Annotated in this window: 24 protein-coding genes; 23 read left to right on the forward strand and 1 reads right to left on the reverse strand. The window is 65.3% G+C overall.

What is annotated here, in order from left to right; genetic code table 11:
- Positions 1-22: 22 nt before the first annotated feature.
- The 11 genes from VE092_RS15125 to VE092_RS15175 all read left to right on the forward strand — a co-directional run bounded on the left by VE092_RS15125 (position 23) and on the right by VE092_RS15175 (position 9,491).
- Positions 23-2,410 carry a putative bifunctional diguanylate cyclase/phosphodiesterase gene (locus tag VE092_RS15125; RefSeq protein WP_324878092.1) on the forward strand — a complete coding sequence of 796 codons (2,388 nt, stop codon included), beginning with the start codon at positions 23-25 and terminating at the stop codon, positions 2,408-2,410.
- 61 nt (positions 2,411-2,471) lie between these two features.
- Entirely contained in the window at positions 2,472-3,482 is a 1,011-nt protein-coding gene (locus VE092_RS15130) for a DUF3034 family protein (protein ID WP_324878094.1), read from the forward strand.
- An 18-nt stretch (positions 3,483-3,500) separates the two neighbouring features.
- Positions 3,501-3,938 (forward strand): group I truncated hemoglobin, encoded by a 438-nt coding sequence (locus VE092_RS15135; RefSeq protein ID WP_414653502.1) that lies wholly within the window; start codon positions 3,501-3,503, stop codon positions 3,936-3,938.
- Positions 3,939-4,079: 141 nt separating this feature from the next.
- Positions 4,080-4,451, forward strand: a complete 372-nt coding sequence (locus VE092_RS15140; protein WP_324878098.1) for a hypothetical protein — start codon at positions 4,080-4,082, stop codon at positions 4,449-4,451.
- Between the two features lie 29 nt (positions 4,452-4,480).
- Complete coding sequence (locus VE092_RS15145; protein ID WP_324878100.1) at positions 4,481-5,053, forward strand: RNA polymerase sigma factor; 573 nt, start codon at positions 4,481-4,483, stop codon at positions 5,051-5,053.
- Positions 5,050-5,922, forward strand: a complete 873-nt coding sequence (locus VE092_RS15150) for an anti-sigma factor (RefSeq protein ID WP_324878102.1) — start codon at positions 5,050-5,052, stop codon at positions 5,920-5,922. The genes VE092_RS15145 and VE092_RS15150 overlap by 4 nt, the downstream gene beginning before the upstream one ends.
- Before the next feature lie 194 nt (positions 5,923-6,116).
- Positions 6,117-6,305 carry a hypothetical protein gene (locus tag VE092_RS15155; RefSeq protein WP_006463975.1) on the forward strand — a complete coding sequence of 63 codons (189 nt, stop codon included), beginning with the start codon at positions 6,117-6,119 and terminating at the stop codon, positions 6,303-6,305.
- 197 nt (positions 6,306-6,502) lie between these two features.
- Positions 6,503-6,691 carry a YjfB family protein gene (locus VE092_RS15160; protein ID WP_006463972.1) on the forward strand — a complete coding sequence of 63 codons (189 nt, stop codon included), beginning with the start codon at positions 6,503-6,505 and terminating at the stop codon, positions 6,689-6,691.
- 264 nt (positions 6,692-6,955) lie between these two features.
- Positions 6,956-7,258, forward strand: coding sequence for a helix-turn-helix transcriptional regulator (locus VE092_RS15165; protein WP_324878106.1), 303 nt, complete (start codon positions 6,956-6,958; stop codon positions 7,256-7,258).
- Complete coding sequence (locus VE092_RS15170; RefSeq protein WP_324878108.1) at positions 7,255-8,595, forward strand: type II toxin-antitoxin system HipA family toxin; 1,341 nt, start codon at positions 7,255-7,257, stop codon at positions 8,593-8,595. The genes VE092_RS15165 and VE092_RS15170 overlap by 4 nt, the downstream gene beginning before the upstream one ends.
- Positions 8,592-9,491, forward strand: a complete 900-nt coding sequence (locus tag VE092_RS15175; RefSeq protein WP_324878110.1) for a pseudouridine synthase — start codon at positions 8,592-8,594, stop codon at positions 9,489-9,491. The genes VE092_RS15170 and VE092_RS15175 overlap by 4 nt, the downstream gene beginning before the upstream one ends.
- Positions 9,492-9,556: 65 nt before the next feature.
- Here VE092_RS15175 and VE092_RS15180 read toward each other — a convergent pair whose 3' ends face one another.
- Positions 9,557-10,225, reverse strand: coding sequence for a GntR family transcriptional regulator (locus VE092_RS15180; protein ID WP_324878112.1), 669 nt, complete (start codon positions 10,223-10,225; stop codon positions 9,557-9,559).
- 148 nt (positions 10,226-10,373) lie between these two features.
- Here VE092_RS15180 and dctP point away from each other — a divergent pair, with 148 nt between their 5' ends.
- The 12 genes from dctP to VE092_RS15240 all read left to right on the forward strand — a co-directional run bounded on the left by dctP (position 10,374) and on the right by VE092_RS15240 (position 20,353).
- Positions 10,374-11,396 carry a TRAP transporter substrate-binding protein DctP gene (gene dctP / locus VE092_RS15185; protein ID WP_324878114.1) on the forward strand — a complete coding sequence of 341 codons (1,023 nt, stop codon included), beginning with the start codon at positions 10,374-10,376 and terminating at the stop codon, positions 11,394-11,396.
- Positions 11,393-11,971, forward strand: a complete 579-nt coding sequence (locus VE092_RS15190) for a TRAP transporter small permease (protein WP_324878116.1) — start codon at positions 11,393-11,395, stop codon at positions 11,969-11,971. Before dctP ends, VE092_RS15190 begins: the two co-directional genes overlap by 4 nt.
- Entirely contained in the window at positions 11,968-13,317 is a 1,350-nt protein-coding gene (locus VE092_RS15195) for a TRAP transporter large permease (RefSeq protein ID WP_324878118.1), read from the forward strand. The genes VE092_RS15190 and VE092_RS15195 overlap by 4 nt, the downstream gene beginning before the upstream one ends.
- Positions 13,318-14,985: a malonate decarboxylase subunit alpha gene (mdcA, locus tag VE092_RS15200; protein WP_006463963.1), complete on the forward strand. Its 1,668-nt coding sequence runs from the start codon at positions 13,318-13,320 to the stop codon at positions 14,983-14,985.
- 38 nt (positions 14,986-15,023) lie between these two features.
- Positions 15,024-15,338 (forward strand): malonate decarboxylase acyl carrier protein, encoded by a 315-nt coding sequence (mdcC, locus tag VE092_RS15205; RefSeq protein WP_006463962.1) that lies wholly within the window; start codon positions 15,024-15,026, stop codon positions 15,336-15,338.
- Complete coding sequence (locus VE092_RS15210; protein ID WP_324878122.1) at positions 15,335-16,240, forward strand: biotin-independent malonate decarboxylase subunit beta; 906 nt, start codon at positions 15,335-15,337, stop codon at positions 16,238-16,240. Before mdcC ends, VE092_RS15210 begins: the two co-directional genes overlap by 4 nt.
- 9 nt (positions 16,241-16,249) lie before the next feature.
- Entirely contained in the window at positions 16,250-16,990 is a 741-nt protein-coding gene (gene mdcE / locus VE092_RS15215) for a biotin-independent malonate decarboxylase subunit gamma (RefSeq protein ID WP_324878124.1), read from the forward strand.
- Positions 16,987-17,706 (forward strand): malonate decarboxylase holo-[acyl-carrier-protein] synthase, encoded by a 720-nt coding sequence (gene mdcG / locus VE092_RS15220; protein WP_324878126.1) that lies wholly within the window; start codon positions 16,987-16,989, stop codon positions 17,704-17,706. The genes mdcE and mdcG overlap by 4 nt, the downstream gene beginning before the upstream one ends.
- A complete protein-coding gene (gene mdcB / locus VE092_RS15225; protein ID WP_324878128.1) occupies positions 17,694-18,632 on the forward strand; it encodes a triphosphoribosyl-dephospho-CoA synthase MdcB in 939 nt (312 codons plus the stop codon). The genes mdcG and mdcB overlap by 13 nt, the downstream gene beginning before the upstream one ends.
- Positions 18,629-19,573: an ACP S-malonyltransferase gene (locus tag VE092_RS15230; RefSeq protein WP_324878130.1), complete on the forward strand. Its 945-nt coding sequence runs from the start codon at positions 18,629-18,631 to the stop codon at positions 19,571-19,573. Before mdcB ends, VE092_RS15230 begins: the two co-directional genes overlap by 4 nt.
- A 244-nt stretch (positions 19,574-19,817) precedes the next feature.
- Positions 19,818-20,066: a DUF6139 family protein gene (locus tag VE092_RS15235; RefSeq protein WP_006463956.1), complete on the forward strand. Its 249-nt coding sequence runs from the start codon at positions 19,818-19,820 to the stop codon at positions 20,064-20,066.
- A gap of 44 nt (positions 20,067-20,110) precedes the next feature.
- A complete protein-coding gene (locus VE092_RS15240) occupies positions 20,111-20,353 on the forward strand; it encodes a hypothetical protein (RefSeq protein WP_006463955.1) in 243 nt (80 codons plus the stop codon).
- The last annotated feature ends 163 nt before the right edge of the window (positions 20,354-20,516 follow it).

Consider the following 20,516-nt stretch of genomic DNA (forward strand, 5'->3'; position numbering starts at 1 on the left):
CAAGCAAGGAAACGGGGCAAGAGTGCGTCTCTACCGTCTGGAAAGCAAGATCGTCGCGTTGTTCATCATCCTCATCGTGGTGGTGCAACTGGCCGGATTCGTGGCGATCCGTACCGCCATCGACCGCAATGCGCGCAGCGCTATCAGCGATGAACTGGTGATCGGCGAGCGCGTCTTCACGCGCCTGCTGGACCAGAACGCCCAGAAGCTGACGCAGGGCGCCAGGCTGCTGGCGTCCGACTTCGGCTTCCGCCAAGCCATTGGCACCGACGACCATGACACCATCGGCTCGGTGCTGGCCAACCACGGGGCGCGCATCGGTGCATCCATGGCCATGCTGATCGGCACCGATGGCCATATCCGTGCCTCCACCCAGGAATATCCCGACACCGACCTGCAGCGCAGCAGCCTGGAGCTGGTGCGCAAGGCCGACAAGGACAACGCCAATGGTGCCGCCGAGAGCGCGGTGGTGGGCGACAACCTGTTCCAGATCGTGGCCGTGCCGATCAAGGCGCCGGTCACCATCGCCTGGGTGGTGATGGGCTTCCCGGTGGATCGCGAACTGGTCAATGACATGCGCGCGCTGTCGCAACTGCAGGTATCCATCCTGGTCCGGCAACGCGGCAGGTCCGATTGGTCGGCCGATGTCTCGACCCTGCCGCAGCCACAGGCACGGATGCTGGTCCGCGAGGTCGGCGACGGACGCACCGCCGGGCCCGCCGATCTGCAGATCGATGGTAACCAGTACCGCGCCCGCCTGCTGCCGCTGGCCCACGCCAGCAACGGCCAGGAGGCGGTGGCGGTGCTGCAGCGTTCGGTCAGCGAAGCGGTGGCGCCTTACCGGCGTCTGCAGCTGATCCTGCTCAGCATTACGGTGCTGGGCGTGCTGGGAGCGGCCGTGGCCAGCGCCGTGATGGCCAGGCGCATCACCAGTCCGCTGCGCGATCTGGCCGGTGTGGCCAAGCGCCTGGGGGCGGGCGACTACAGCGAGGGCCTGTACATCCGGCGCCAGGACGAGATCGGCCGCCTGGGTGCGGCTTTCGAAACCATGCGGGGCGAGATGGCCAAGCGCGAACTGAAGATCAGCCGGCTGGCTTACCAGGACCAGTTGACCGGCCTGCCCAACCGGGTGCAGTTTGCCGACCTGCTGCGCGAGGCCATGGCGGCAGCCGAAAAGAGGGGCGGCAGTTGCCACATCCTGATGATGGACCTGGACCGCTTCCAGCAGGTCAACGACGTGCTGGGACACCACTTCGGTGATGACCTGTTGCGCCAGGTGGCGTTGCGGCTGTCGGAGCAATTGCTGTACCCGGATGCCAAGGTGGCACGACTGGGCGGCGACGAGTTTGCCGTGCTGTTGCCGCAGGCGGACCTGGAAGGGGCCCTGGCGCAGGCCGCGCACATCCTGCGCGCGTTGGAGCAGCCGCTGTCGCTGCAGGAGCAGACCGTGGACCTGGGCGCCGGCATCGGCATCGCCGGCTATCCGGACCACGGCCACAGCAGCGACGTGCTGCTCAGTCGTGTCGAAGTGGCAATGTACACCGCCAAGCGCAAGGGGAGCGGTGTGGTGGTCTACGACCCGGCCATTGATCGCAGCAGCCAGGAAAGCCTGTCGCTACTCTCCGAACTGCGACGCGCCCTGGAACGCGATGAATTCATGCTGTACCTGCAACCCAAGCTGAACCTGGCCTCCGGCGAGGTGTTCGGGGCCGAGGCGCTGGTGCGCTGGATGCATCCGGAAAAAGGCTTCATCGGCCCGGATAACTTCATTCCCTTCGCCGAGACCACCGGCTTCATCCGCATGCTGACCACGTGGATGATGGAAAAGGTCGCCGCCCTGTCGGCTGAATTGCGCCGCAACGACATCCGGCTCAAGTTTTCGGTCAACCTGTCCACCCGCGATCTGCTGGACCAGGAACTGCCGGCCACCTTCGGCGCCATCCTGGAGCGCCATGGGCTCACGCCGGCCGCGCTATGTCTGGAAATCACTGAAAGCGCCATCATGGACGATCCGGCGCGCGCCCAGAACACCCTGGACCGCCTCGCAGCCATGGGCTTTGCCCTGAGCATCGATGATTTCGGTACGGGCTATTCCTCGCTGGCCTATCTCAAGCGCCTGCCGGTACGCGAGCTGAAGATCGACAAGTCGTTCGTGATGAAGATGGCGCAGGACCAGGACGATGCCAAGATCGTGCGCTCCACCATCGACCTGGGCCATAACCTGGGACTGCGGGTGGTGGCCGAAGGGGTGGAGAGCCAGGAAGTCTGGTTCCTGTTGCGGCAGATGGGCTGCGACCAGGGACAGGGCTATTTCATGGGCAAGCCCATGCCGGTCGAGCGTTTCCTGGAATGGCTGCAACACTGGCGTGCGCCGGAGATCGTGGACCAGTCCGAAAACATGGCGGTATGAGTGTCGGCGCGGGTCGGGCGGCAACGATGACGAGCAGAAAAGACGGGCAGGGGGAAGCAGTATGAACAACACCATCAGGGGCGGCGCGCTGGCGCTGCTGGCCACGCTGGCCACGCCGGTACTGGCGCAGATGAGCGATGCCGAGCGCGAGGCCTGGGTCCTGGGCCGGCAGCAGAAGGCGGCCCAGGCCATGCGCGCCGCCGCTGCTGCCGCCGCAGCTCCCACCTCGGCTGCGGACGCGGACGAGGGCCGGCGCTGGATGCCCGACCTGGGCAAGCTCCTCGCCACCGGCGGCGTGATCCAGGTCGAAGGCGCCGGTGGCGGCGGACTCACGCCCTGGGCGCTGATCACCGGCTACGGTACCCGCGACAGCTACGGCGCCAATGCCCACTACACCTATCTCTCGACCCAGGATTACACCCTGAGATCCTATGGCGTGGCCGTAGGCATCATGGACCGGGTCGAGCTGTCGCTGAACAAGCAGGAACTGTATGGCAGCCTGGCCCCGCTGGCCGACCTCAAGATCAGCCAGGATATCGTGGGCATCAAGCTCAAGCTGGCCGGTGACGCCGTCTACGACCAGGATCGCTGGCTGCCGCAGCTGGCGGCCGGGGTCATGTTCAAGCGCAACAATGGCATCGGCGGCCTGGGCGCGGTGACCAGCGTCAGGCAACTGGGCGCGGCCAGTGATGCCGGCATCGACTACTATCTCTCTGCCACCAAGATCCTGCTGGACCAGAGCCTGCTGCTCAATGGCACACTGCGCCTGACCAAGGCCAACCAGATGGGTCTGCTCGGCTTCGGCGGTGACCTGGGCGACCGCTACCAGCCCATGGGCGAGTTCTCGGCGGCCTACCTGATCAATCGTAAGCTGGCGCTGGGCGTGGAATATCGCATGAAGCCGCGCAACCTCGCGGCCGACCATGAAAAGGATTACTACGATGCCTTCCTGGCCTGGTTCCCCGGCAAGAACCTTTCGGTGACCCTGGCCTACGTGGCGCTGGGCGACATCACCGTCTACAACCCCAAGCGGCAGCGCGGCGCCTATCTGTCGCTGCAAGCCGGATTCTGATCGCGAGGAGCAGCCATGATGAGACAGCAGATAGCGCGCGTCGCCGCCGCCCTGGCCCTGGCCGCCACAATGGGCGCGGCCCGGGCGCAGACGCCGCCGGACGACAGCCTCTACCGCGCCCTGGGCGGCTTGCCGGTGCTGCAGAAGGTGGTGGATGACTTCATGGCCAACATGCTGGCCGATCGGCGCATCAAGCATACGTTTGCCGAGTCCAATATCGAGCGCGTCAAGCAGAAGCTGGTGGAACAGTTCTGCCAGTTGAGCGGCGGTGGCTGCATCTACACGGGTGACCCCATGCGCGAAGTGCACCAGGGCCTCAAGCTCAGCAACGCCGACTTCAATGCCCTGGTGGAAGACCTGCAACTGGCCATGGACGCCAACGGCATCCCCTCGCACACCCAGAACCGGCTGCTGGCCCTGCTGGCACCGATGCAACGCGAGACCGTCAGCCGCTGAGGGTGCGGCGCGGTACGGCTCAGGTAAAAATATTTTTTGCAGGGACGGGAATAATGCAGGGGCCGGCCTCGTATACGTCGGCATGGGTATGGCATAACGCGTAACCCGTAACCTGTAACCCCACCAAGAAAAGGAAATGACATGAGACTGCTTGCGACCTCCCTGCTGGCCCTGGCCTGCGCCTCGGCATCCCTGACCGCCTCCGCCCAGAGCGCTGGCGTCAAGACCATGGACGGCATCCTGGTCGATGCCAACGGCATGACCGTCTATACCTTCGACAAGGACACCGCCAACAGCGGCAAGAGCGTCTGCAATGGCCCGTGCGCCAAGCTGTGGCCGCCGGTGGCACCCATGGGCATGCCCGCTGCACCGTATTCCACCGTGACGCGCGACGACGGCAGCGCCCAGCTGGCCTATCAGGGCAAGCCGCTGTACCTGTATGAAGCCGACAAGAAACCCGGTGAGCGCACCGGCGACAACTTCAAGGACATCTGGCACGTGGTCAAGCCCTGATCTGAGGCATCAGGCATCGGGAGCGCCCCATGTTCGGACGCAAGGCCAGGCTGGAACGGCAACAGCGCGAACGACAGGCCGACGAGCAAGCCATGCTCGCCTGCCTGCCGCGCCTGCGCCGCTACGCCCGCGCCCTGACCGGTGAACGCGAGGGCGCCGACGATCTGGTGCAGGACACGCTGGAACGCGCCTGGCAAAAGCGCGACAGCTGGAAGCGCGGCGCCGACATGCGTCCCTGGCTGTTCGCCATCATGCACAACCTGCATGCCGACCAGCGCCGCAAGCCGGTGCTCAATACAGTGGAACTGGAACTGGAGCAAGCCGAGACCATCGCGGCCCCCGCTCCGGCTACCGACCAGGGGCTGGCGCTGGACCTGGAAGCGGCCCTGCAGGCGCTGCCGGCCGAACAGCGTGAAGTCCTGTTGCTGGTGGTGCTGGAAGAAATGCGTTACGAGGATGTCGCAGTGACCCTGGGCATACCGACCGGTACCGTCATGTCGCGCCTGTCACGCGCCCGCGAGCGCCTGCGCCACGCGATGGACGGGGCAGGTGGCCTGGGTGCGCTGGGTAGCGCCGGCTCGACCCTGAAGGTGGTGAAATGAAGACCCCGGCAATTTCCGAAGAAGAGCTGCATGCCTATGCCGACGGCCAGTTGCCGGCATCGCGCGCCGGCGAAATCGCCGCCTGGCTGGAGCAGGACCCGGCCCACGCCGCGGAGTTGCAGCAGGTGCGTGCCTGGCGCGCCCAGAATCGCGCCTTGCATGCGCACTACGACCCGGTGCTGGAAGAGGCACTACCCCCGCGCCTGGCTGCTGCGGTGCTGGCAGGCGGCGAAGAATATCGCCGTCGTGATCACGGTGCAGCGTCCAACGCCGCCAATAGCGCGCTCTGGTGGCGCTACGCCGCCATGCTGCTGTTGACCCTGGCCGGTGGCCTGGGCGGCTGGTACCTGCGTGACCTGAGTGCCGGCGGCAATGCGCGCACTCTCGTGGCCTCCGCCCCGGTGATGCTGGCACGCCAGGCTGCAGTGGCCCATACCGTCTTCAGCGCCGACCTGCGGCGCCCGGTGGAGGTCGGCGCCGACCAGGAGCAGGCCCTGGTGACCTGGCTGTCGCGCCGGCTGGGCGCCAATGTGCGCGCGCCCAAGCTGGCCCCGCTGGGCTATGACCTGATCGGCGGTCGCTTGTTGCCCGGCCAGAGCGGGCCGGTGGCACAGTTCATGTACCAGGATGCGGCCGGTCAGCGGCTCACCCTGTATGTCTCGCACGACCAGGTGCAGAACCACGAGACGGGCTTCCGTTTCGCCCAGGAAGGCCGCGTCAACGTCTTCTACTGGATCGACGGCCAGTTCGGCTACGCCCTCTCGGGCAGTCTCGCCCGCCCGGAACTCTCGCGCATTGCCAGTTCGGTCTATGAACAACTGGCCCCCGTGGTGACCACTCCCGCTCCGCCCCCGGCTGCGCCCAACTGAATGGCTTCGCTACCCGGTTTACAAGTGCAAAAGCGGGTAAGGAAGGGGTAATCACCGTCAAGGGACGCTGCCCGGCTGCCGCTAACACATTCACCCATGACGTAAAGCCTGTACCGCCGTGCAGGGGGGAATCTGGAAACACGGACGGGCAGGCCGCGTCATGGCCCCGTTGCAGTTCACACAAGGAGTTTCATATGGAGCTAGCAACGCTCGCCAGCGGCGCAGCAACGGCCTGGCTGGCCGACAAGGCGGCGCAGTCCGTCGGCATTGATCTTGGCAAGGTCGCCAAGACGGCGGTGGATGATGTGATCGGTGCAGCCACGACCGTGGCGCGCCTACCGGCCAATATCAATATCGGCCGCATCATCAACACCATCGTCTAGCCAGACAGGGCGCCGGATGGCGCTCAGCGAATGGCATCACTTGATCGCACCCCTCGGGGTGCGATTTTTTTGCGTGGCAGAGATGACAACACCTGTAAAAAAATTCTTGATTGACGTAAAGAAACACGATTCAATGCCGTAATTGAAGCACCGGGCCCGAGATTTTCTGGTTCGGTTTCCCCCAAAAGGAGAGATACATGGATATCAACCAAATCGCATCGGTGGCCACCAGCCTGGCCTCGGCGCAGACTTCGGACTCAGTCAACATGCTGGTCCTGAAGAAGGCGCTGGACAGCCAGGCGGCCGCAGCTGTCGGTATGCTCCAGGCATTGCCGCAGTTGCCGGCCAATCCCAACATTGGCCGCAACGTCAATACCACCGCCTGAGTGCTTTTACAGACTTTTGAAAATCGCAGTCTCCGGGCTGCGATTTTTTTGGCCTGCCTGATGCTTCACTTGAGGTAAGTGTGGCGCTATATCTCCCCGCTCCGAGCCCGGGCGGAGTGGCCAGCGCTGAAAGCCACTTCATTTCGTCAAAAAATCACAATAAATTAGGCAATAAGTAAAAAGTATAATTAAATAGTCTTGTCATTTATCGCGTGACCAATATAATGGACTTATGGAATAAAGCCTATTTTATTGGGTTAAAAGATGACCAACCTGCAAGACATCGGCCAGCGCATCCGCACCGCCCGCAAGGAGCAGGGGCTGACGGCCATCGAACTGGCGGCGCGTACCGGCATGCATCGCAACACCTTGCTGGCGCTGGAAACCGGGCGCGGCAACATCGAGCTGGTCAAGTTGCTGGCCCTGTGTGATGAGCTGGACCTGGACCTGTTGCTCCTGCCCCGTCAGGCGGCCAGCCAGCGGGCGGCCGAGAGTCAGGGGGCGGGCAGTCATACCGAACTGGGCCAGCGCCTGCAGGCACTGATGGGCGGGGGAGGCGAGGCATGAGCATGTTGCGTTCGTTGCGCATCCGCCTGGGCCAGACTGAGGTGGGCTCGCTGTTCGCGCTGGATGACGGTCGCTGCTATTTCCGCTTCGATGATGCCTACGCCCTGCTGGGACCGCAGCGGCCGGTACTCTCCCAGCTCTACCAGGCCTCCACCGAGGAGCGTACCCTGGCTCAGTTGCTCGACCCCACCCTGGCCGTTAATCGGGGTGACGGGCGCGGCGGATTGCCGCCGTTCTTCCAGAACCTCTTGCCCGAAGGCCAGTTGCGCAAGCACCTGATCCAGCGCGCCGGTCTGGCGCCGGATGACGAATTCGGCCTGCTGGCCTATTGCGGTCGGGACTTGCCCGGCGACGTCTCAGCCTTGGCCGAAGAACTGGACGAGCGGGGAATGGGCAGGCTCTTGGGGCAGGGGCATGACAGCTACGAAATGAGTTCCGGCCAGTTGCCGGTGCCGGGCGGGGAATCGCTCTCCGGCGTGCAGCCCAAGCTGGCCCTGGTGAAGGAGGCGGGTGGGCGCTACGTGATGCGCTCCAAAGACAGCCACGGCAGCCATTTCATCGCCAAGCTGCCGGCCACCGACTATCCCAACATGCCGCAGGTGGAATTCTCGTCCCTGACGCTGGCCGCCGCGGCCGGTGTGAATACCTGCAGTTTCAGCCTGGAGCCCCTGTCGGCCATCGCCGATCACCTGCCCTTCGGGCTGCGCAACGATGCCAGCCGTTTCCTGCTGGTACAGCGCTTCGACCGCGATGCGCCCACTCCCACCGAGCGCCTGCACATGGAGGATTTCGCCCAGATTACCGGCACCGCACCGGGCGCCAAGTACGTCGGGACCTATGCCGCCCTCGGTGTGGTGCTGGCCGAGCGCAGCACGCGCGGGGTCGAGGATGTCTACGAGTTGCTGCGACGGATCAAGGTCAACGAACTGCTGGGCAACTTCGACGCCCACCTGAAGAACTTCAGCCTGCTCTACCACACGCCCCAGGCCGCCTCCCTGTCGCCGGCCTATGACATCGTGGCCTATGCCGCCTATGTCGGCGGCGATGGGCACGCACTGGCCTTCCTGCCGGGGCAGAAGGGCAAGCAATTGCTCACCCCCGCCATCCTGCGCCAGCTGGCCAACCTGTGGCGCCTGCCGGAAGCCAGGTTGCAGGCGGTGCTGGTGGAGACGGTGGGCCGCGCCATGACGCACTGGCCAGCCCTGATCGACAGCCTGCCCTTGACCGAGGCCCAGCGCGCCAGGTTGCTGGCCCATCTGGAGGCCAATGCCAGCGTCGTCGCCTGGCGCCGGCGCGCCGCCCGCAAGAAGAGTGCGTCCGGCGGGGAGGGCGCATGAGGCCTACTCCGACCCTACCCATGCGCAACGGCCTCTCGCCCAGCTACCTGTGGCTGCAGCCGGGGCCGTGGCGCGACATGCTGTCCTTCCTGGCCGAACGCTTTCCGGCCGTGCCGGCCGCGCTCTGGCGCGAGCGCCTGTTACGCGGCGAGGTGCGCAACCAGCACGGCGAAGCGCTGCGTCCAGAGTCAGCCTATCGCAGCGGCGACTGCATTTTCTATTACCGCGAACTGCCCCAGGGCGAGTCGCGCATCCCGGTCGAGGAAAAGATCCTGCACCTCGACGAGCACCTGCTGGTGGCCGACAAGCCGCATTTCCTGCCGGTGATCCCGACCGGGCGCTTCGTGCAGGAGACGCTGCTGGTGCGGCTCAAGCAAGCCACCGGTCTGCAGGACCTGGTCCCCATCCACCGACTGGACCGGGAGACCGCAGGCGTGATCGTCTTTTCGCACCAGCCGGCCAGCCGCGGCAAGTACCAGTCGATGTTCCAGCAGCGCGCCATGTTCAAGGTCTACGAAGCCATTGCCCCTTTGCGGCCCGACCTGGAGCTGCCGCGTGTGCATCGCAGCCGGGTGGAGGAAATCCCCGAGCAGTTCTTCAAGATGCATGAAGCCGAGGGCCCGCCCAATTCGGAAACCCATATTTCCCTGATCGAACAGCGCGGGGAGCTGGGCCTGTACCGGCTGGAACCGGTCACCGGCCGGCGTCATCAGCTGCGGGTGCACATGGCGTCGCTGGGCATCCCCATCGTCAACGACCTGTTCTACCCGCACGCGGTGCCGGTGGGCGTGGCCGATGACCTCGACCGCCCCCTGAAGCTGCTGGCCCGCTCCCTTTTCTTCATTGATCCACTCGATGGCAGTGAACGCCACTTCACCAGCGAACGCAGTCTATAAATCAGCCTCACCCACAGCCAGCCTATGAGGGCGCCGTTTGTCATCTCAAGAAAGCGGGAAGGCAGTCAGGCCGCTGACTTCAGCTGGTGCAGCGACGCCACCAGATCGGCAAAGCGTTGTCCCTGGATCATGATGTGGTGGCGCAGGACCTCCACCGTCTTCTCGGCATCGCCGGCGATGATGGCATCGACTGCGGCCTGGTGTTCGTCGAAGGACATCTTCAGGCGGTCCCGCACCCGCAACTGCAGGCGCCGATAGGGCCGCAGGCGGCGGTGCAGGGCGCGCGCCTGGTCGGCCAGGAAACCGTTGTGGCTGCCGGCGTAGATGTGGTCGTGGAAGGCTTCGTTGAGGTAGAAGTAGGCGTCCGGATCGCTGGCGTCGCGGGCCGCCTGGCAGGCCTGGTGCGCCGCCAGCAGCTCGGCATGTTCGGCCGGCGTCATCCGGCGCGCCGCCAGGCGGCCGCACATGGCCTCGAATTCGGCCATCACCTCGAACATCTCGATCAATTGCTGCGGGCCGATCTCGGCCACGATGGCGCCCCGGCGCGGCCGCATCTCGACGATGCCCATCGAGGCCAGCTGGATCAGCGCCTCGCGGATGGGCGTGCGCGAGACCCCGAATTCCTCGGCCAGCGAGGTTTCATCGAGATGCTGGCCAGGTGCCAGCTTGCCCACGGCAATCATCTCTTCTATCGATTCGCGCAGGGTTTCGGAGCGGGTCTTGGGGCTGTCCATGATCAAGTTGCCTTTAAAGCAAGCATTGTAAAGGGAATGCGATCCACAGGATTAATGCTTGACAATGTATGCGTTTGAAACGAAATTGTATACACAATGAGAGCATAAAAACACACGTAGTTCCATCAATCCTGGAGGAGACACCCGCATGAACGCATTCACCCGCCGCCAATTCCTTGGCGCACTCGCCGCCGCACCGCTTGCCAGCACCATCCCGTCCGCCTGGGCGCAATCGGCCAGCCTGAAGATTTCACATCAGTTTCCCGGTGGCACCATTACAGAGGGCGATTTCCGCGATCGTCTGGTGCGCATGTTTGCCCAGCAGGTCAGCGAGCGTACCAAGGGCGCGCTGAAGTTCGAGATCTATCCCGGTTCATCGCTGATGAAGACCAACGCGCAGTTCTCGGCCATGCGCAAGGGCGCGCTGGACATGTCGCTGGTGCCGCTGAACTATGCCGGTGGCGAAGTCCCGGAAACCAATATCGGCCTGATGCCCGGCCTGGTGACCTCCTACCAGCAGGGGGCCTCCTGGAAGAATGCCGAAGTCGGCAAGGAGCTGGCCCGGGTGCTGGGCGAGAAGGGCGTGGTCATCGTCAGCTGGATCTGGCAGGCCGGCGGCGTGGCTTCGCGCGGCAAGCCCATCGTCGATCCTGCCGATGCCAAGGGCATGAAGGTGCGCGGCGGCTCCCGCGAGATGGACCTGATCCTGAAGGAAGCCGGCGCCGCCGTGGTCACGCTGCCTTCCAACGAAATCTATGCCGCCATGCAGACCGGGGCCATGGATGCGGCGATGACCTCCTCGACGTCCTTCATGTCGTTCCGCCTGGAAGAGGTCGCCAAGGCCCTCACCACCGGCCGTGACAAAGCCTACTGGTACATGTTCGAACCGCTGATGATGTCCAAGGCCGTCTTCGACAAGCTGCCCAAGGACCAGCAGGCGGTCATCATGACCGTGGGCGCGGAGATGGAACAGTTCGCCACCAAGGCCGCCCAGGCTGACGATATCGCCGTGGCTCAGGTGTACCAGAAGGCGGGCGCCAAGGTGGTCGATCTGAATGCCGAGGTCGTCAAGAAGTGGCAGGACATCGCCCGCAATACCGCCTGGAAGGACTTCGCCGGCCGCAATGCCAGCTGCGCCAAGCTGCTGGCCCTGGCGGAGAAGACCGTATGAGCCACGGTTTCGAGATGCCCGGCGCGGCCGCCGCGCGCCCGGCCGTCCCCGCCAGCGCCCCGGTGGCCTGGCTGGCGGCCTTCCTGCAGGGCTACCACCGGGTGGCCGTGTTCCTGGGCATGATTGCGCTGCTGGTGACGTCGTGCATCCTCACCTATTCGGTGGTGGTGCGCTATTTCTTCCACCAGCCCACCGACTGGCAGGACGAGGCATCGGTGTTCATGCTGGTGGGGGTGATCTTCCTGTGCTCGGCCTATGTGCAGTCGCTGCGCGGGCATATCGGTATCGAGGCCCTGGCCGGCATGCTCTCGCCCTTGGCCAACAAGGTGCGCATGTTCATCGTCGACCTGGTGTCGCTGGCCTTCTGCGCCTTCTTCACCTGGAAGTCGTGGGCGCTGTTCCATGAAGCCTGGGTGGAAGGGCAGACCACCTCGTCCACCTTCGCTCCGCCACTGTGGATTCCGTATTCGCTCATGGCACTGGGCATGAGCATGCTGACCCTGCAACTGCTGGTGCAGGTGCTGGTGCGCATTACCGGCACCGTTCCTGCCGCGCAGGTTGGAGGTGCGCAATGAGTCCGCTGACCCTGGGTGTGCTCTATGGCGTGGTCACCATCCTGGTGATGTGCTCGGGCATGCCGATCGCTTTCGCGCTGGGCGTGGTGGCGACCGGTTTCATGTATTTCTTCATGCCGGCATCCTCGCTCGATACCATCACGCAGAACGTCTATGAGGAAATCGCTTCCATCACCTTGCTGTCCATTCCGCTGTTCATCCTGAAGGGGGCGGCCATCGGCAAATCCCCGGCGGGCAAGGACCTGTATTCGGCCATCCATGCGTGGTTGAACAAGGTGCCGGGTGGCCTGGGTATCGCCAACGTCTTCGCCTGCGCGCTGTTTGCGGCCATGGCCGGTTCCTCGCCGGCGACCTGCTCGGCGATCGGTTCGGCCGGTATCCCGGAAATGCGTCGCCGTGGTTATTCGCCCGGGTTTGCGGCCGGCATCATTGCTGCCGGCGGTACGCTGGGCATCCTGCTGCCGCCCTCGATCACCATGATCCTGTACGCAGTGGCGGCCGAGCAGTCGCTGGGACGGCTGTTCCTGGCCGGTATCGGCCCGGGCGTGCTGCTGGTGTTCCTGTTTGCCGGTTATGCCGTCTATCGGGCGCGCAAGGAGTACAAGCTGGCCCATGCGGTCTATACGGCCGGTGGCTGCAAGTCGGCCTACCTGGATGACGAGCATTTCACGCTGGCGCAGAAGGTGGAGATGCTGCCTCGCGTGCTGCCTTTCCTGATCCTGCTGATCGGTGTGATGGTGGCGCTCTATGGCGGCCTGGCCACGCCCTCCGAAACCGCCGGCCTGGGTGCGCTGCTGGCGCTGGTGCTGATCGCCATCGTCTATCGCATCTACAAGCCGCGCGAGATTGCACCCTTTCTCAGTTCCACCATCAAGGAATCGGGCATGCTGTTGTTGATCATCGGCATGTCGCTGCTGTATTCCTACGTGATGAGCTACCTGCACATCAGCCAGTCGGCCGCGCAGTGGGTGGTCGATCTGCACCTGTCCAAGTGGTTGCTGCTGGCGGTGATCCTGGGGATGGTGATCGTGCTGGGCTTCTTCCTGCCGCCGGTGTCGATCATCCTGATGACCGCCCCCATCATCCTGCCGCCGCTGAAGGCCGCCGGCTTCGACCTGATCTGGTTCGGCATCGTCATGACCGTGGTCATGGAGATGGGCCTGATCCACCCGCCGGTGGGGCTGAATCTGTTCGTGATCAAGAACATCGCACCCGACATCGCCTTGGGCGATGTGATCAAGGGTACGATTCCTTTCCTGGCGCTGATGTTCCTTGCGGTCCTGCTCTTGTGCATGTTCCCGGGCATCGCGACCTTATTGCCTGATCTGTTGATGGGAGCCAAGTAAATGAGTAGTAGCGAACGCGTGTGGAATGCGCGCCAGAAGAACCGTGAACAGCGGCTGGCACGCGCCACCGCCGCATTGGGAAGCCAGTTGCAGGGCAAGATCGCCCCTGCGGAAAAACTGGCCGACCTGCTGTATGCGGTGCTGGAAAACGGTGACCGTGTCTGTGTCGAGGGCAACAACCAGAAGCAGGCGGATTTCCTCGCCAAGGGTCTGGCCGCACTCGATCCGGCGCGGGTGAACGGCTTGCACATGCTGTTCTCGGTGCTGGCCTTGCCGGAACACCTGGACGTGTTCGAACGGGGTATCGCCGACCGCCTGGACTTTTCCTTCTCCGGCCCGCAGGCCGGCCGCCTGGCCAAGCTGGCCTCGGCCGGCAAGCTCAACATCGGCGCCATCCATACCTACCTGGAACTGTTCGGCCGCTATTTCACCGACCTCACGCCGCGCGTGGCGCTGGTGGCCGCGCAGGCGGCCGACCGCCACGGCAATCTCTATACCGGTCCCAATACCGAAGACACGCCGGCCATCGCCGAGGCCACGGCCTTTTCCAGCGGCATCGTCATCGCCCAGGTCAACGAGATCGTCGATGTGCTGCCCCGCGTGGACATCCCGGCCGACTGGGTCGGCTTTGCCATCCAGGCGCCCACGCCGCATTACATCGAACCGCTGTTCACTCGCGACCCGGCGCAGATTTCCGAGATCCAGGTCCTGATGGCGATGATGGCCATCAAGGGCATCTATGCCGAATACGGCGTGCAGCGCCTGAACCACGGCATCGGCTTCGATACCGCCGCCATCGAACTGATCCTGCCGACCTATGCCGAATCGCTGGGCCTGCGCGGCAAGATCTGCAAACACTGGGCGTTGAACCCGCACCCGGCGCTGATACCCGCCATCGAAGCCGGGTTTGTGGAGTCAATCCATTCCTTCGGTTCCGAACTGGGGATGGAAGACTACATCCGCGCCCGGCCCGATGTGTTCTTCGTCGGCCCCGACGGCTCCATGCGCAGCAACCGCGCCTTCTCGCAGACGGCCGGGCATTACGGCTGCGACATGTTCATCGGTTCCACCCTGCAGATCGACTTGCAGGGCAATTCCTCCACGGCCACCCTGGGGCGCATCGCCGGCTTCGGCGGCGCACCCAACATGGGCGCCGATGCGCGCGGACGTCGTCATGCCAGCGAGGCCTGGCTCAAAGCCGGCCAGCAGGCCCGCGCCGGGCGCAATACCATCCCGCGTGGCCAGAAACTGGTGGTGCAGACGGTGGAAACCTTCCGCGAACACATGCAGCCGGCCTTCGTCGAAAAGCTCGACGCCTGGCAACTGGGCGAGCAGGCCAGGATGCCCATCCCGCCGGTGATGATCTACGGTGATGACGTCACCCACATCCTCACCGAAGAGGGCATCGCCAACCTGCTCTTGTGCCGCACCGACGAAGAGCGCGAACAGGCCATCCGTGGCGTGGCTGGCTATACCGCCGTGGGCATGGGACGCGACAAGCGGATGGTGGAAAACCTGCGCGACCGTGGCATCATCCGGCGCGCCGAAGACCTGGGCGTGGACAAACGCCTGGCCACCCGCGACCTGCTGGCGGCCAAGAACATGAAAGACCTGGTGCGCGCCTCCGGCGGACTGTACAACCCGCCCAAGCGCTTCCGGAACTGGTAAGCAAAGACAAGTCACTGGCAAGCAATCGGAACAAGACGATGGAAACTCTGAATTTTCGCTTTGAACAAGGACGCCGCCGCCTGAAGGCTGCGCCCGAACTGGTGGGCGTGGTCAGCTCCGGCAACCTGGAAGTGCTGATCGAGAATGTCGATCTCAAGGGCGCCTGCGCCATCGAGATCAAGACCGCCGCCCGCGGATTCGGCGCCATCTGGGAGGCGGTGGTGGGCGACTTCCAGCAGCGCTGGCAACTGGCCGATGCGCGCATCTCCATCAACGACATGGGCGCCACGCCGGCCGTGGTCAGCCTGCGCCTGGACCAGGCGGTGGAAGCCATGGTCGAGGAGGGCGCATGAGCGCGAGCTATCTGGAAGCCACGGCCCGGGAACGCATCCTGGCCTTGCTCGATGCCGGCAGTTTCAATGAACTGTTGCCGCCCGCGCAGCGGGTGGTGAGCCCGCACCTGGGGCAACTGGATGCGCCGGTGTCCTTCGATGATGGCGTCATCATCGGCGAAGGCCTGCTGGGCGGACGCGCGGTGATGGCCGCCGCGCAGGAAGGCGGCTTCATGGGCGGGGCGGTGGGCGAGGTGCACGGCGCCAAGCTGGTCGGGCTGATCAAGCGCGCCATCCGCAAGCAGGTGGCCGGCGTGGTCCTGTTGCTGGAGACCGGTGGCGTGCGCCTGCACGAAGCCAATGCCGGTCTGATCGCCGTCTCCGAGGTGATGCGCGCCGTGCTGGAAGCCCGCGCCGCCGGCATCCCCGTGATTGTGCTGGTGGGTGGCGCCAATGGCTGCTTCGGCGGCATGGGCATCGTCGCCCGCTGCGCCAACACGGTCATCATGTCCGAAGAGGGAAGGCTGGCCATGTCCGGGCCGGAAGTGATCGAGACCGCCAACGGCGTGGAGGAGTTCGACTCGCGCGACCGCGCCCTGGTCTGGCGTACCACCGGCGGCAAGCATCGCTACCTGATCGGCGATTGCCAGCAATTGGTGGGTGACGACACCGAGGCCTTCCGCCAGGCCGCCATGGATGCCCTGACTGCGCAGGCCCAGTCCGGCGCGCCCGAGCTGACATTGGCCGCCCTGGAAGCCGAACAGGAAATGCTGCGCCGTCGCATCGCCACCTTCGGCCATGCCGAGGACCCGATGGATATCTGGGCCGAGCTGGGCGTGGAACGCCCTGAGACAGTGCCGATGCTGGAAGCGGCCGCCTTCACCGCGATGGCCCAGGGCCTGCGCATTCCCTTCAAAGCCTGAGAGAGAGCCATGAGTCAAACACCCCCTCCGAGCCAGGTCGACTGGCGCGCGCTGGCACAGACCCTGTTCCCGCAGGGCCAACAGATTACCGAAAAGGATCACTTCCTCTCCGGCACCGCCCAGGTCGACGGTCGCACCGTCACCGTGGTCGGCACCACCGGTCACACGCCCATCGGCATCGAGATCGCGCTGGCCCAGGCCAGCGTCATCCTGCAGACGGTGCGCGAGCATCCCGGTCGGCCCATCGTGATCCTGGTCGATACCCAGGGCCAGCGTCTGCGTCACCGCGACGAAATGCTGGGCATCAACAGCTACATGGCACATCTGGGCAAGTGCGTGGAACTGGCGCGCCGCCAGGGCCACCGCGTGATCGGCCTGGTCTATGACCAGGCCCTGTCGGGTGGTTTCATCACCAGCGGCCTGATCGCCGACGCCTGCTATGCGCTGCCGGATGCCACCATCCGCGTCATGGGCCTGCCGGCCATGGCGCGCATCACCAAGGTCCCGGAAGAGCGCCTGACCGAACTGGCCAGGAGCAACCCGGTGTTTGCCCCCGGACCGGAAAACTATCTGCGCATGGGCGGCGTGGCCGACATCTGGCACGACGACCTGGCACAGGCCCTGAGCGCTGCGCTGGCGACCGATGACAGCGTCGACAACCGTGCCGCCGTGGGGTTGGAGCGGGGCGGACGCAAGTGGGCGCAGCGCGTCATCCAGGCCGTGGCCAATGATGTGCCGCTGAACGGATGAGTCCGTCGCAACATCCCGGGCGGCACCATCTGCTCTGGTTGCACGACGCCGCCTGGCAGCGCTTGCAGCAAGACAGCGTGGACGAACGCCAGCGCGCCAGCCTGGCGCACTGGCAGCGCATGCGCTGGCCGGTGGTGGTGCGCCGCACCGATGTCGATGCGCGTGCCGATGAGCTCTGCGTCGGTATCGCGCTGCCGCCGGATGCGCAGGGCAACAAGCCCCGCATCGCGCTGCGCGTGACGCCGCAGGAAGTGGCGGCCAGTCGCGCCCCGTTCCCGCTGCGCGATATCGTGGCCGCGCGCCTGGGCGGTCTGCCCTCGTCCTGGCCGGCCGGGCTGGCCGAATTACAGCAACACATGGAGCGCGCCGGCATCGCCCTTTCCGTGTTCGGTTCGCTGGCCTGGCAGGCGGTGACGGCCGAGCCCTACCTGCGCGCCAGTTCCGATATCGACCTGCTGTTCTGCCCGCGCAGCCGCAGCCAGCTGGAGGGCGGTGTGCGCCTGCTGGCCTGGCAGGCGATGTTCCTGCCGCTGGATGGCGAGATCGTCTTCCCCGATGGCGGCGCAGTGTCGTGGAAGGAGTGGCGGCAGGTGGCGGTACTGGGCGCGGGCGAGCTGGGCCAGGTGCTGGTCAAGCGCGCCAACCGCGTCGCGCTGGAGCGGGTCGGCAGCCTGATTGCCGGCCTGCCGCAGGAGGAGCAGCCATGCGCCGCCTGATGGCACATCCGGCCACCCTGGATGCGGCCGTCCATCATCTGCAGAAACGCCGGACCGAGCGCGACAACCTGGCCTTCTGCCGTGTGCTGGCACGGCTGGCAGTGCGCAGCCTGCATCACGAGCTGGTGCTCTATCCCAAGCCCGGCCTGGTTTCGCGGGTGGACAATGGCAGCCACACCGACATGAATGCGCTGACCTTCCTGCGCAGCCTGTTCTCGTTGCGTCATTACTTTTACCAGATCGCCGTTGCCGGCCTGGAGGCCGCGCCTTTCCACCGCCTGCAGACGCTGGCCATCAGCGCCGAGCAACGCATGCTGCGCGCCACGGGCGGCATCAATACCCATCGCGGCGCCATTTTCGCGCTGGGCATGCTGTGCGCGGCCACGGCCTGCTGTCGGGCACGCAGGATGCCGCTGCAGCCGCAAGTGATCCGTGCCACTCTGCTGATCCAGTGGGGTGATGCGCTGGCGCGCCATAGTATTGCCGGCGCGGGCGAGCAGCCTCACCTGCCGTCCAGCCATGGCCAGCGGGTCGCCGCACAGTATGCGGTGGGCGGTGCGCGGGAAGAGGGTGCGTTGGGCTTTCCGGCGGTCTTCGAGGTGGCCTTGCCGCAGTTGCAGGCCACCCTGGCCCAGGGGCGCGACTGGACCTGCGCCAGCATCGACGCCCTGTTCGCCCTGATGGCTCAGCTCAGCGATACCAACGTCTATCACCGGGGCGGTGCGGCCGGCGCTTCACTGGTGCGCGCGCGCAGCGCCGCTTTCCTGGCCGCCGGTGGGTCTGCCCGTGATGGATGGCAGCAGCAAGCGCTGGATTGCCACCACGCCTTCGTGGCGCTGCGCCTGTCACCGGGCGGGGCTGCCGATCTGCTGGCGGCGGCCTGTCTGCTGCATCAGGTCGGTCTGCTGGACGGTGAGCGCGGATGAGCATGCGGCTGGCCATTCTCTGTCCAGGGCAGGGCGCGCAGCATGCCGCCATGTTCGATCTGCTGAATGAGGATGCGCAGGCCGCGCAATTCCTGGCCCAATGTGATCTCGCCGGCCTGTTGCAGGCGCCGCTGCAACAGGTACTGGCGGACCCGGCCCAGCTCTACGCCAACCGCAATGCCCAGCCCCTGATCGTCGCCGCCCAACTGGCGGCCTGGCAAGCCTTGCGCGAACCGCTGGCGGCAATGGCTGGGGCGCCGGCGGTGGTGGCCGGCTACAGCGTGGGCGAGCTATCGGCCCAGGCGATTGCGGGCGTGATCCCGGCTCCGACCACGGTCGCGCTGGCGGCACAACGGGCCGAGTGCATGACGCTGGCGGCCAGCGCACAACCGGCCCAGGGCCTGATGGCGGTGGGCGGTATTGCGCTGGCTTCGGCGCAGAGCACGCTGGAACGGCATGGCGCGCACGTGGCCATCATTACCGGCGACGACACGCTCATTGCCGGGGGAAGCGACACGGCGCTGCAGGCAGCCGCTGTCGAGCTCGCGGCAATGGGAGCACGCAGCTCGGCCCTGCCGGTCGGGCTGGCCTCGCATACGCCGTTGATGCAGGCAGCGGTGGCGCCGCTGGCAGCAAGTCTGGCCGCCATGGTCAGGCACGACCCTGAATCCACCTTGCTGGCCGGCGTCACCGGGCAGGCTGTTGCCGATGCCCGACAGGCGCAGGACCTGCTGCTGCGTCAGCTGACCGAGCCCATCCAGTGGGCGGCCTGCATGGACGCCTGCGTCGAACGTGGCGTCACCGTGGCCCTGGAACTGGGGCCGGGCGCAGCGCTTTCGCGCATGCTGCGCGAGCGTCATCCGCAACTGCAGTGCCGCTCCCTGGCCGATTTCCGCAGCCTTGCGGGTGCGCTGGCGTGGTTGCGGCGCCAGCTCGACTGAGCGGGCAGGGGCGCGATTTCTTCCTGGCATCGTCACAGGGCCGGTGCTATCTTGAATAAATCACGATGCAGCATCTCAGCGCAGGGCGGCTCGCCTGTGGGATCAGGCTGACAGCGCAACACGCTTTGTGGCCATCGCATGGCCCATTCATCGAACCAATGTGCTGCCGTCCAGTCGCACCAAGCAGGCGCACCCGGTTCCCACCGGGCCGCGCCCTCGTTCAACCCGACCAGGAGGCCCCCCGATGAAAGTCGATGTCTACAAGCGCCCGGACGGCGAAGGTCTGTTTTCCTACCTCGTCTTGCCGCACGAAAAAGCCCTACCGGAAGAAGTCACCAATACCGATTGGCAGATCCACGAGCAGAACGTGGACTTCGAACGCGACGGCAAGCGGCATTTCACCCTGGAGGCGGAGGACGCCTTCATGCAGATCGGCGAAAAGGGCTATGCCATCACCCATCTGGACCAGCGTGCCGGCGACGGTGCGGCCTGAGGACCGGACCTAAGCGGACGCAAGCGGACAAGAGGAGACACATCATGCCAACCGAACAAGTGGGCGACTACGAAGTCGAGTACGCGGGTGTACGCGTGATCGGCGGTGACGAATGGGTGGCGCAGGTCGCCATCTTCGGCCATTCCATCAACCCCATGCACCGCAATCCGGTGTTTCCGGTCCAGCGTGTGCTGCCTGACCAGACGTTCGCCGACGAGAAAGCAGCCGAGCAGGGCGCGCGCCAGGTAGCGCACGAGATGCTGGAAAAAGAACAGGCGCGGCATTGAGCCGGTCGCACTGAGCAAGATCACGCGCCGGCCCTGAGCCGTCGCATCCCCGACAGGCCCGGCCGCCGTATGGCGCGCCGGGCCTGTTTGCGCTGGTGGCATGGAATTCGCATGAGGGCGGGTTGACCTCTGCCGGACTGATTGCGCAATTCGCAATAGAATG

The sequence above is a fragment of the Herbaspirillum sp. genome (assembly GCF_035644555.1).
Taxonomy (GTDB): domain Bacteria; phylum Pseudomonadota; class Gammaproteobacteria; order Burkholderiales; family Burkholderiaceae_D; genus Herbaspirillum.

Excerpts from the sequence above, each read along its gene's own strand:
- VE092_RS15130 (WP_324878094.1), top strand. The coding sequence starts at position 2,472 with ATGAACAACACCATCAGGGGCGGCGCGCTGGCGCTGCTGGCCACGCTG.
- VE092_RS15135 (WP_414653502.1), top strand. The coding sequence starts at position 3,501 with ATGAGACAGCAGATAGCGCGCGTCGCCGCCGCCCTGGCCCTGGCCGCC.
- VE092_RS15140 (WP_324878098.1), top strand. The coding sequence starts at position 4,080 with ATGAGACTGCTTGCGACCTCCCTGCTGGCCCTGGCCTGCGCCTCGGCA.
- VE092_RS15145 (WP_324878100.1), top strand. The coding sequence starts at position 4,481 with ATGTTCGGACGCAAGGCCAGGCTGGAACGGCAACAGCGCGAACGACAG.
- VE092_RS15150 (WP_324878102.1), top strand. The coding sequence starts at position 5,050 with ATGAAGACCCCGGCAATTTCCGAAGAAGAGCTGCATGCCTATGCCGAC.
- VE092_RS15155 (WP_006463975.1), top strand. The coding sequence starts at position 6,117 with ATGGAGCTAGCAACGCTCGCCAGCGGCGCAGCAACGGCCTGGCTGGCC.
- VE092_RS15160 (WP_006463972.1), top strand. The coding sequence starts at position 6,503 with ATGGATATCAACCAAATCGCATCGGTGGCCACCAGCCTGGCCTCGGCG.
- VE092_RS15165 (WP_324878106.1), top strand. The coding sequence starts at position 6,956 with ATGACCAACCTGCAAGACATCGGCCAGCGCATCCGCACCGCCCGCAAG.
- VE092_RS15170 (WP_324878108.1), top strand. The coding sequence starts at position 7,255 with ATGAGCATGTTGCGTTCGTTGCGCATCCGCCTGGGCCAGACTGAGGTG.
- VE092_RS15175 (WP_324878110.1), top strand. The coding sequence starts at position 8,592 with ATGAGGCCTACTCCGACCCTACCCATGCGCAACGGCCTCTCGCCCAGC.
- VE092_RS15180 (WP_324878112.1), bottom strand. The coding sequence starts at position 10,225 with ATGGACAGCCCCAAGACCCGCTCCGAAACCCTGCGCGAATCGATAGAA.
- dctP (WP_324878114.1), top strand. The coding sequence starts at position 10,374 with ATGAACGCATTCACCCGCCGCCAATTCCTTGGCGCACTCGCCGCCGCA.
- VE092_RS15190 (WP_324878116.1), top strand. The coding sequence starts at position 11,393 with ATGAGCCACGGTTTCGAGATGCCCGGCGCGGCCGCCGCGCGCCCGGCC.
- VE092_RS15195 (WP_324878118.1), top strand. The coding sequence starts at position 11,968 with ATGAGTCCGCTGACCCTGGGTGTGCTCTATGGCGTGGTCACCATCCTG.
- mdcA (WP_006463963.1), top strand. The coding sequence starts at position 13,318 with ATGAGTAGTAGCGAACGCGTGTGGAATGCGCGCCAGAAGAACCGTGAA.
- mdcC (WP_006463962.1), top strand. The coding sequence starts at position 15,024 with ATGGAAACTCTGAATTTTCGCTTTGAACAAGGACGCCGCCGCCTGAAG.
- VE092_RS15210 (WP_324878122.1), top strand. The coding sequence starts at position 15,335 with ATGAGCGCGAGCTATCTGGAAGCCACGGCCCGGGAACGCATCCTGGCC.
- mdcE (WP_324878124.1), top strand. The coding sequence starts at position 16,250 with ATGAGTCAAACACCCCCTCCGAGCCAGGTCGACTGGCGCGCGCTGGCA.
- mdcG (WP_324878126.1), top strand. The coding sequence starts at position 16,987 with ATGAGTCCGTCGCAACATCCCGGGCGGCACCATCTGCTCTGGTTGCAC.
- mdcB (WP_324878128.1), top strand. The coding sequence starts at position 17,694 with ATGCGCCGCCTGATGGCACATCCGGCCACCCTGGATGCGGCCGTCCAT.
- VE092_RS15230 (WP_324878130.1), top strand. The coding sequence starts at position 18,629 with ATGAGCATGCGGCTGGCCATTCTCTGTCCAGGGCAGGGCGCGCAGCAT.
- VE092_RS15235 (WP_006463956.1), top strand. The coding sequence starts at position 19,818 with ATGAAAGTCGATGTCTACAAGCGCCCGGACGGCGAAGGTCTGTTTTCC.
- VE092_RS15240 (WP_006463955.1), top strand. The coding sequence starts at position 20,111 with ATGCCAACCGAACAAGTGGGCGACTACGAAGTCGAGTACGCGGGTGTA.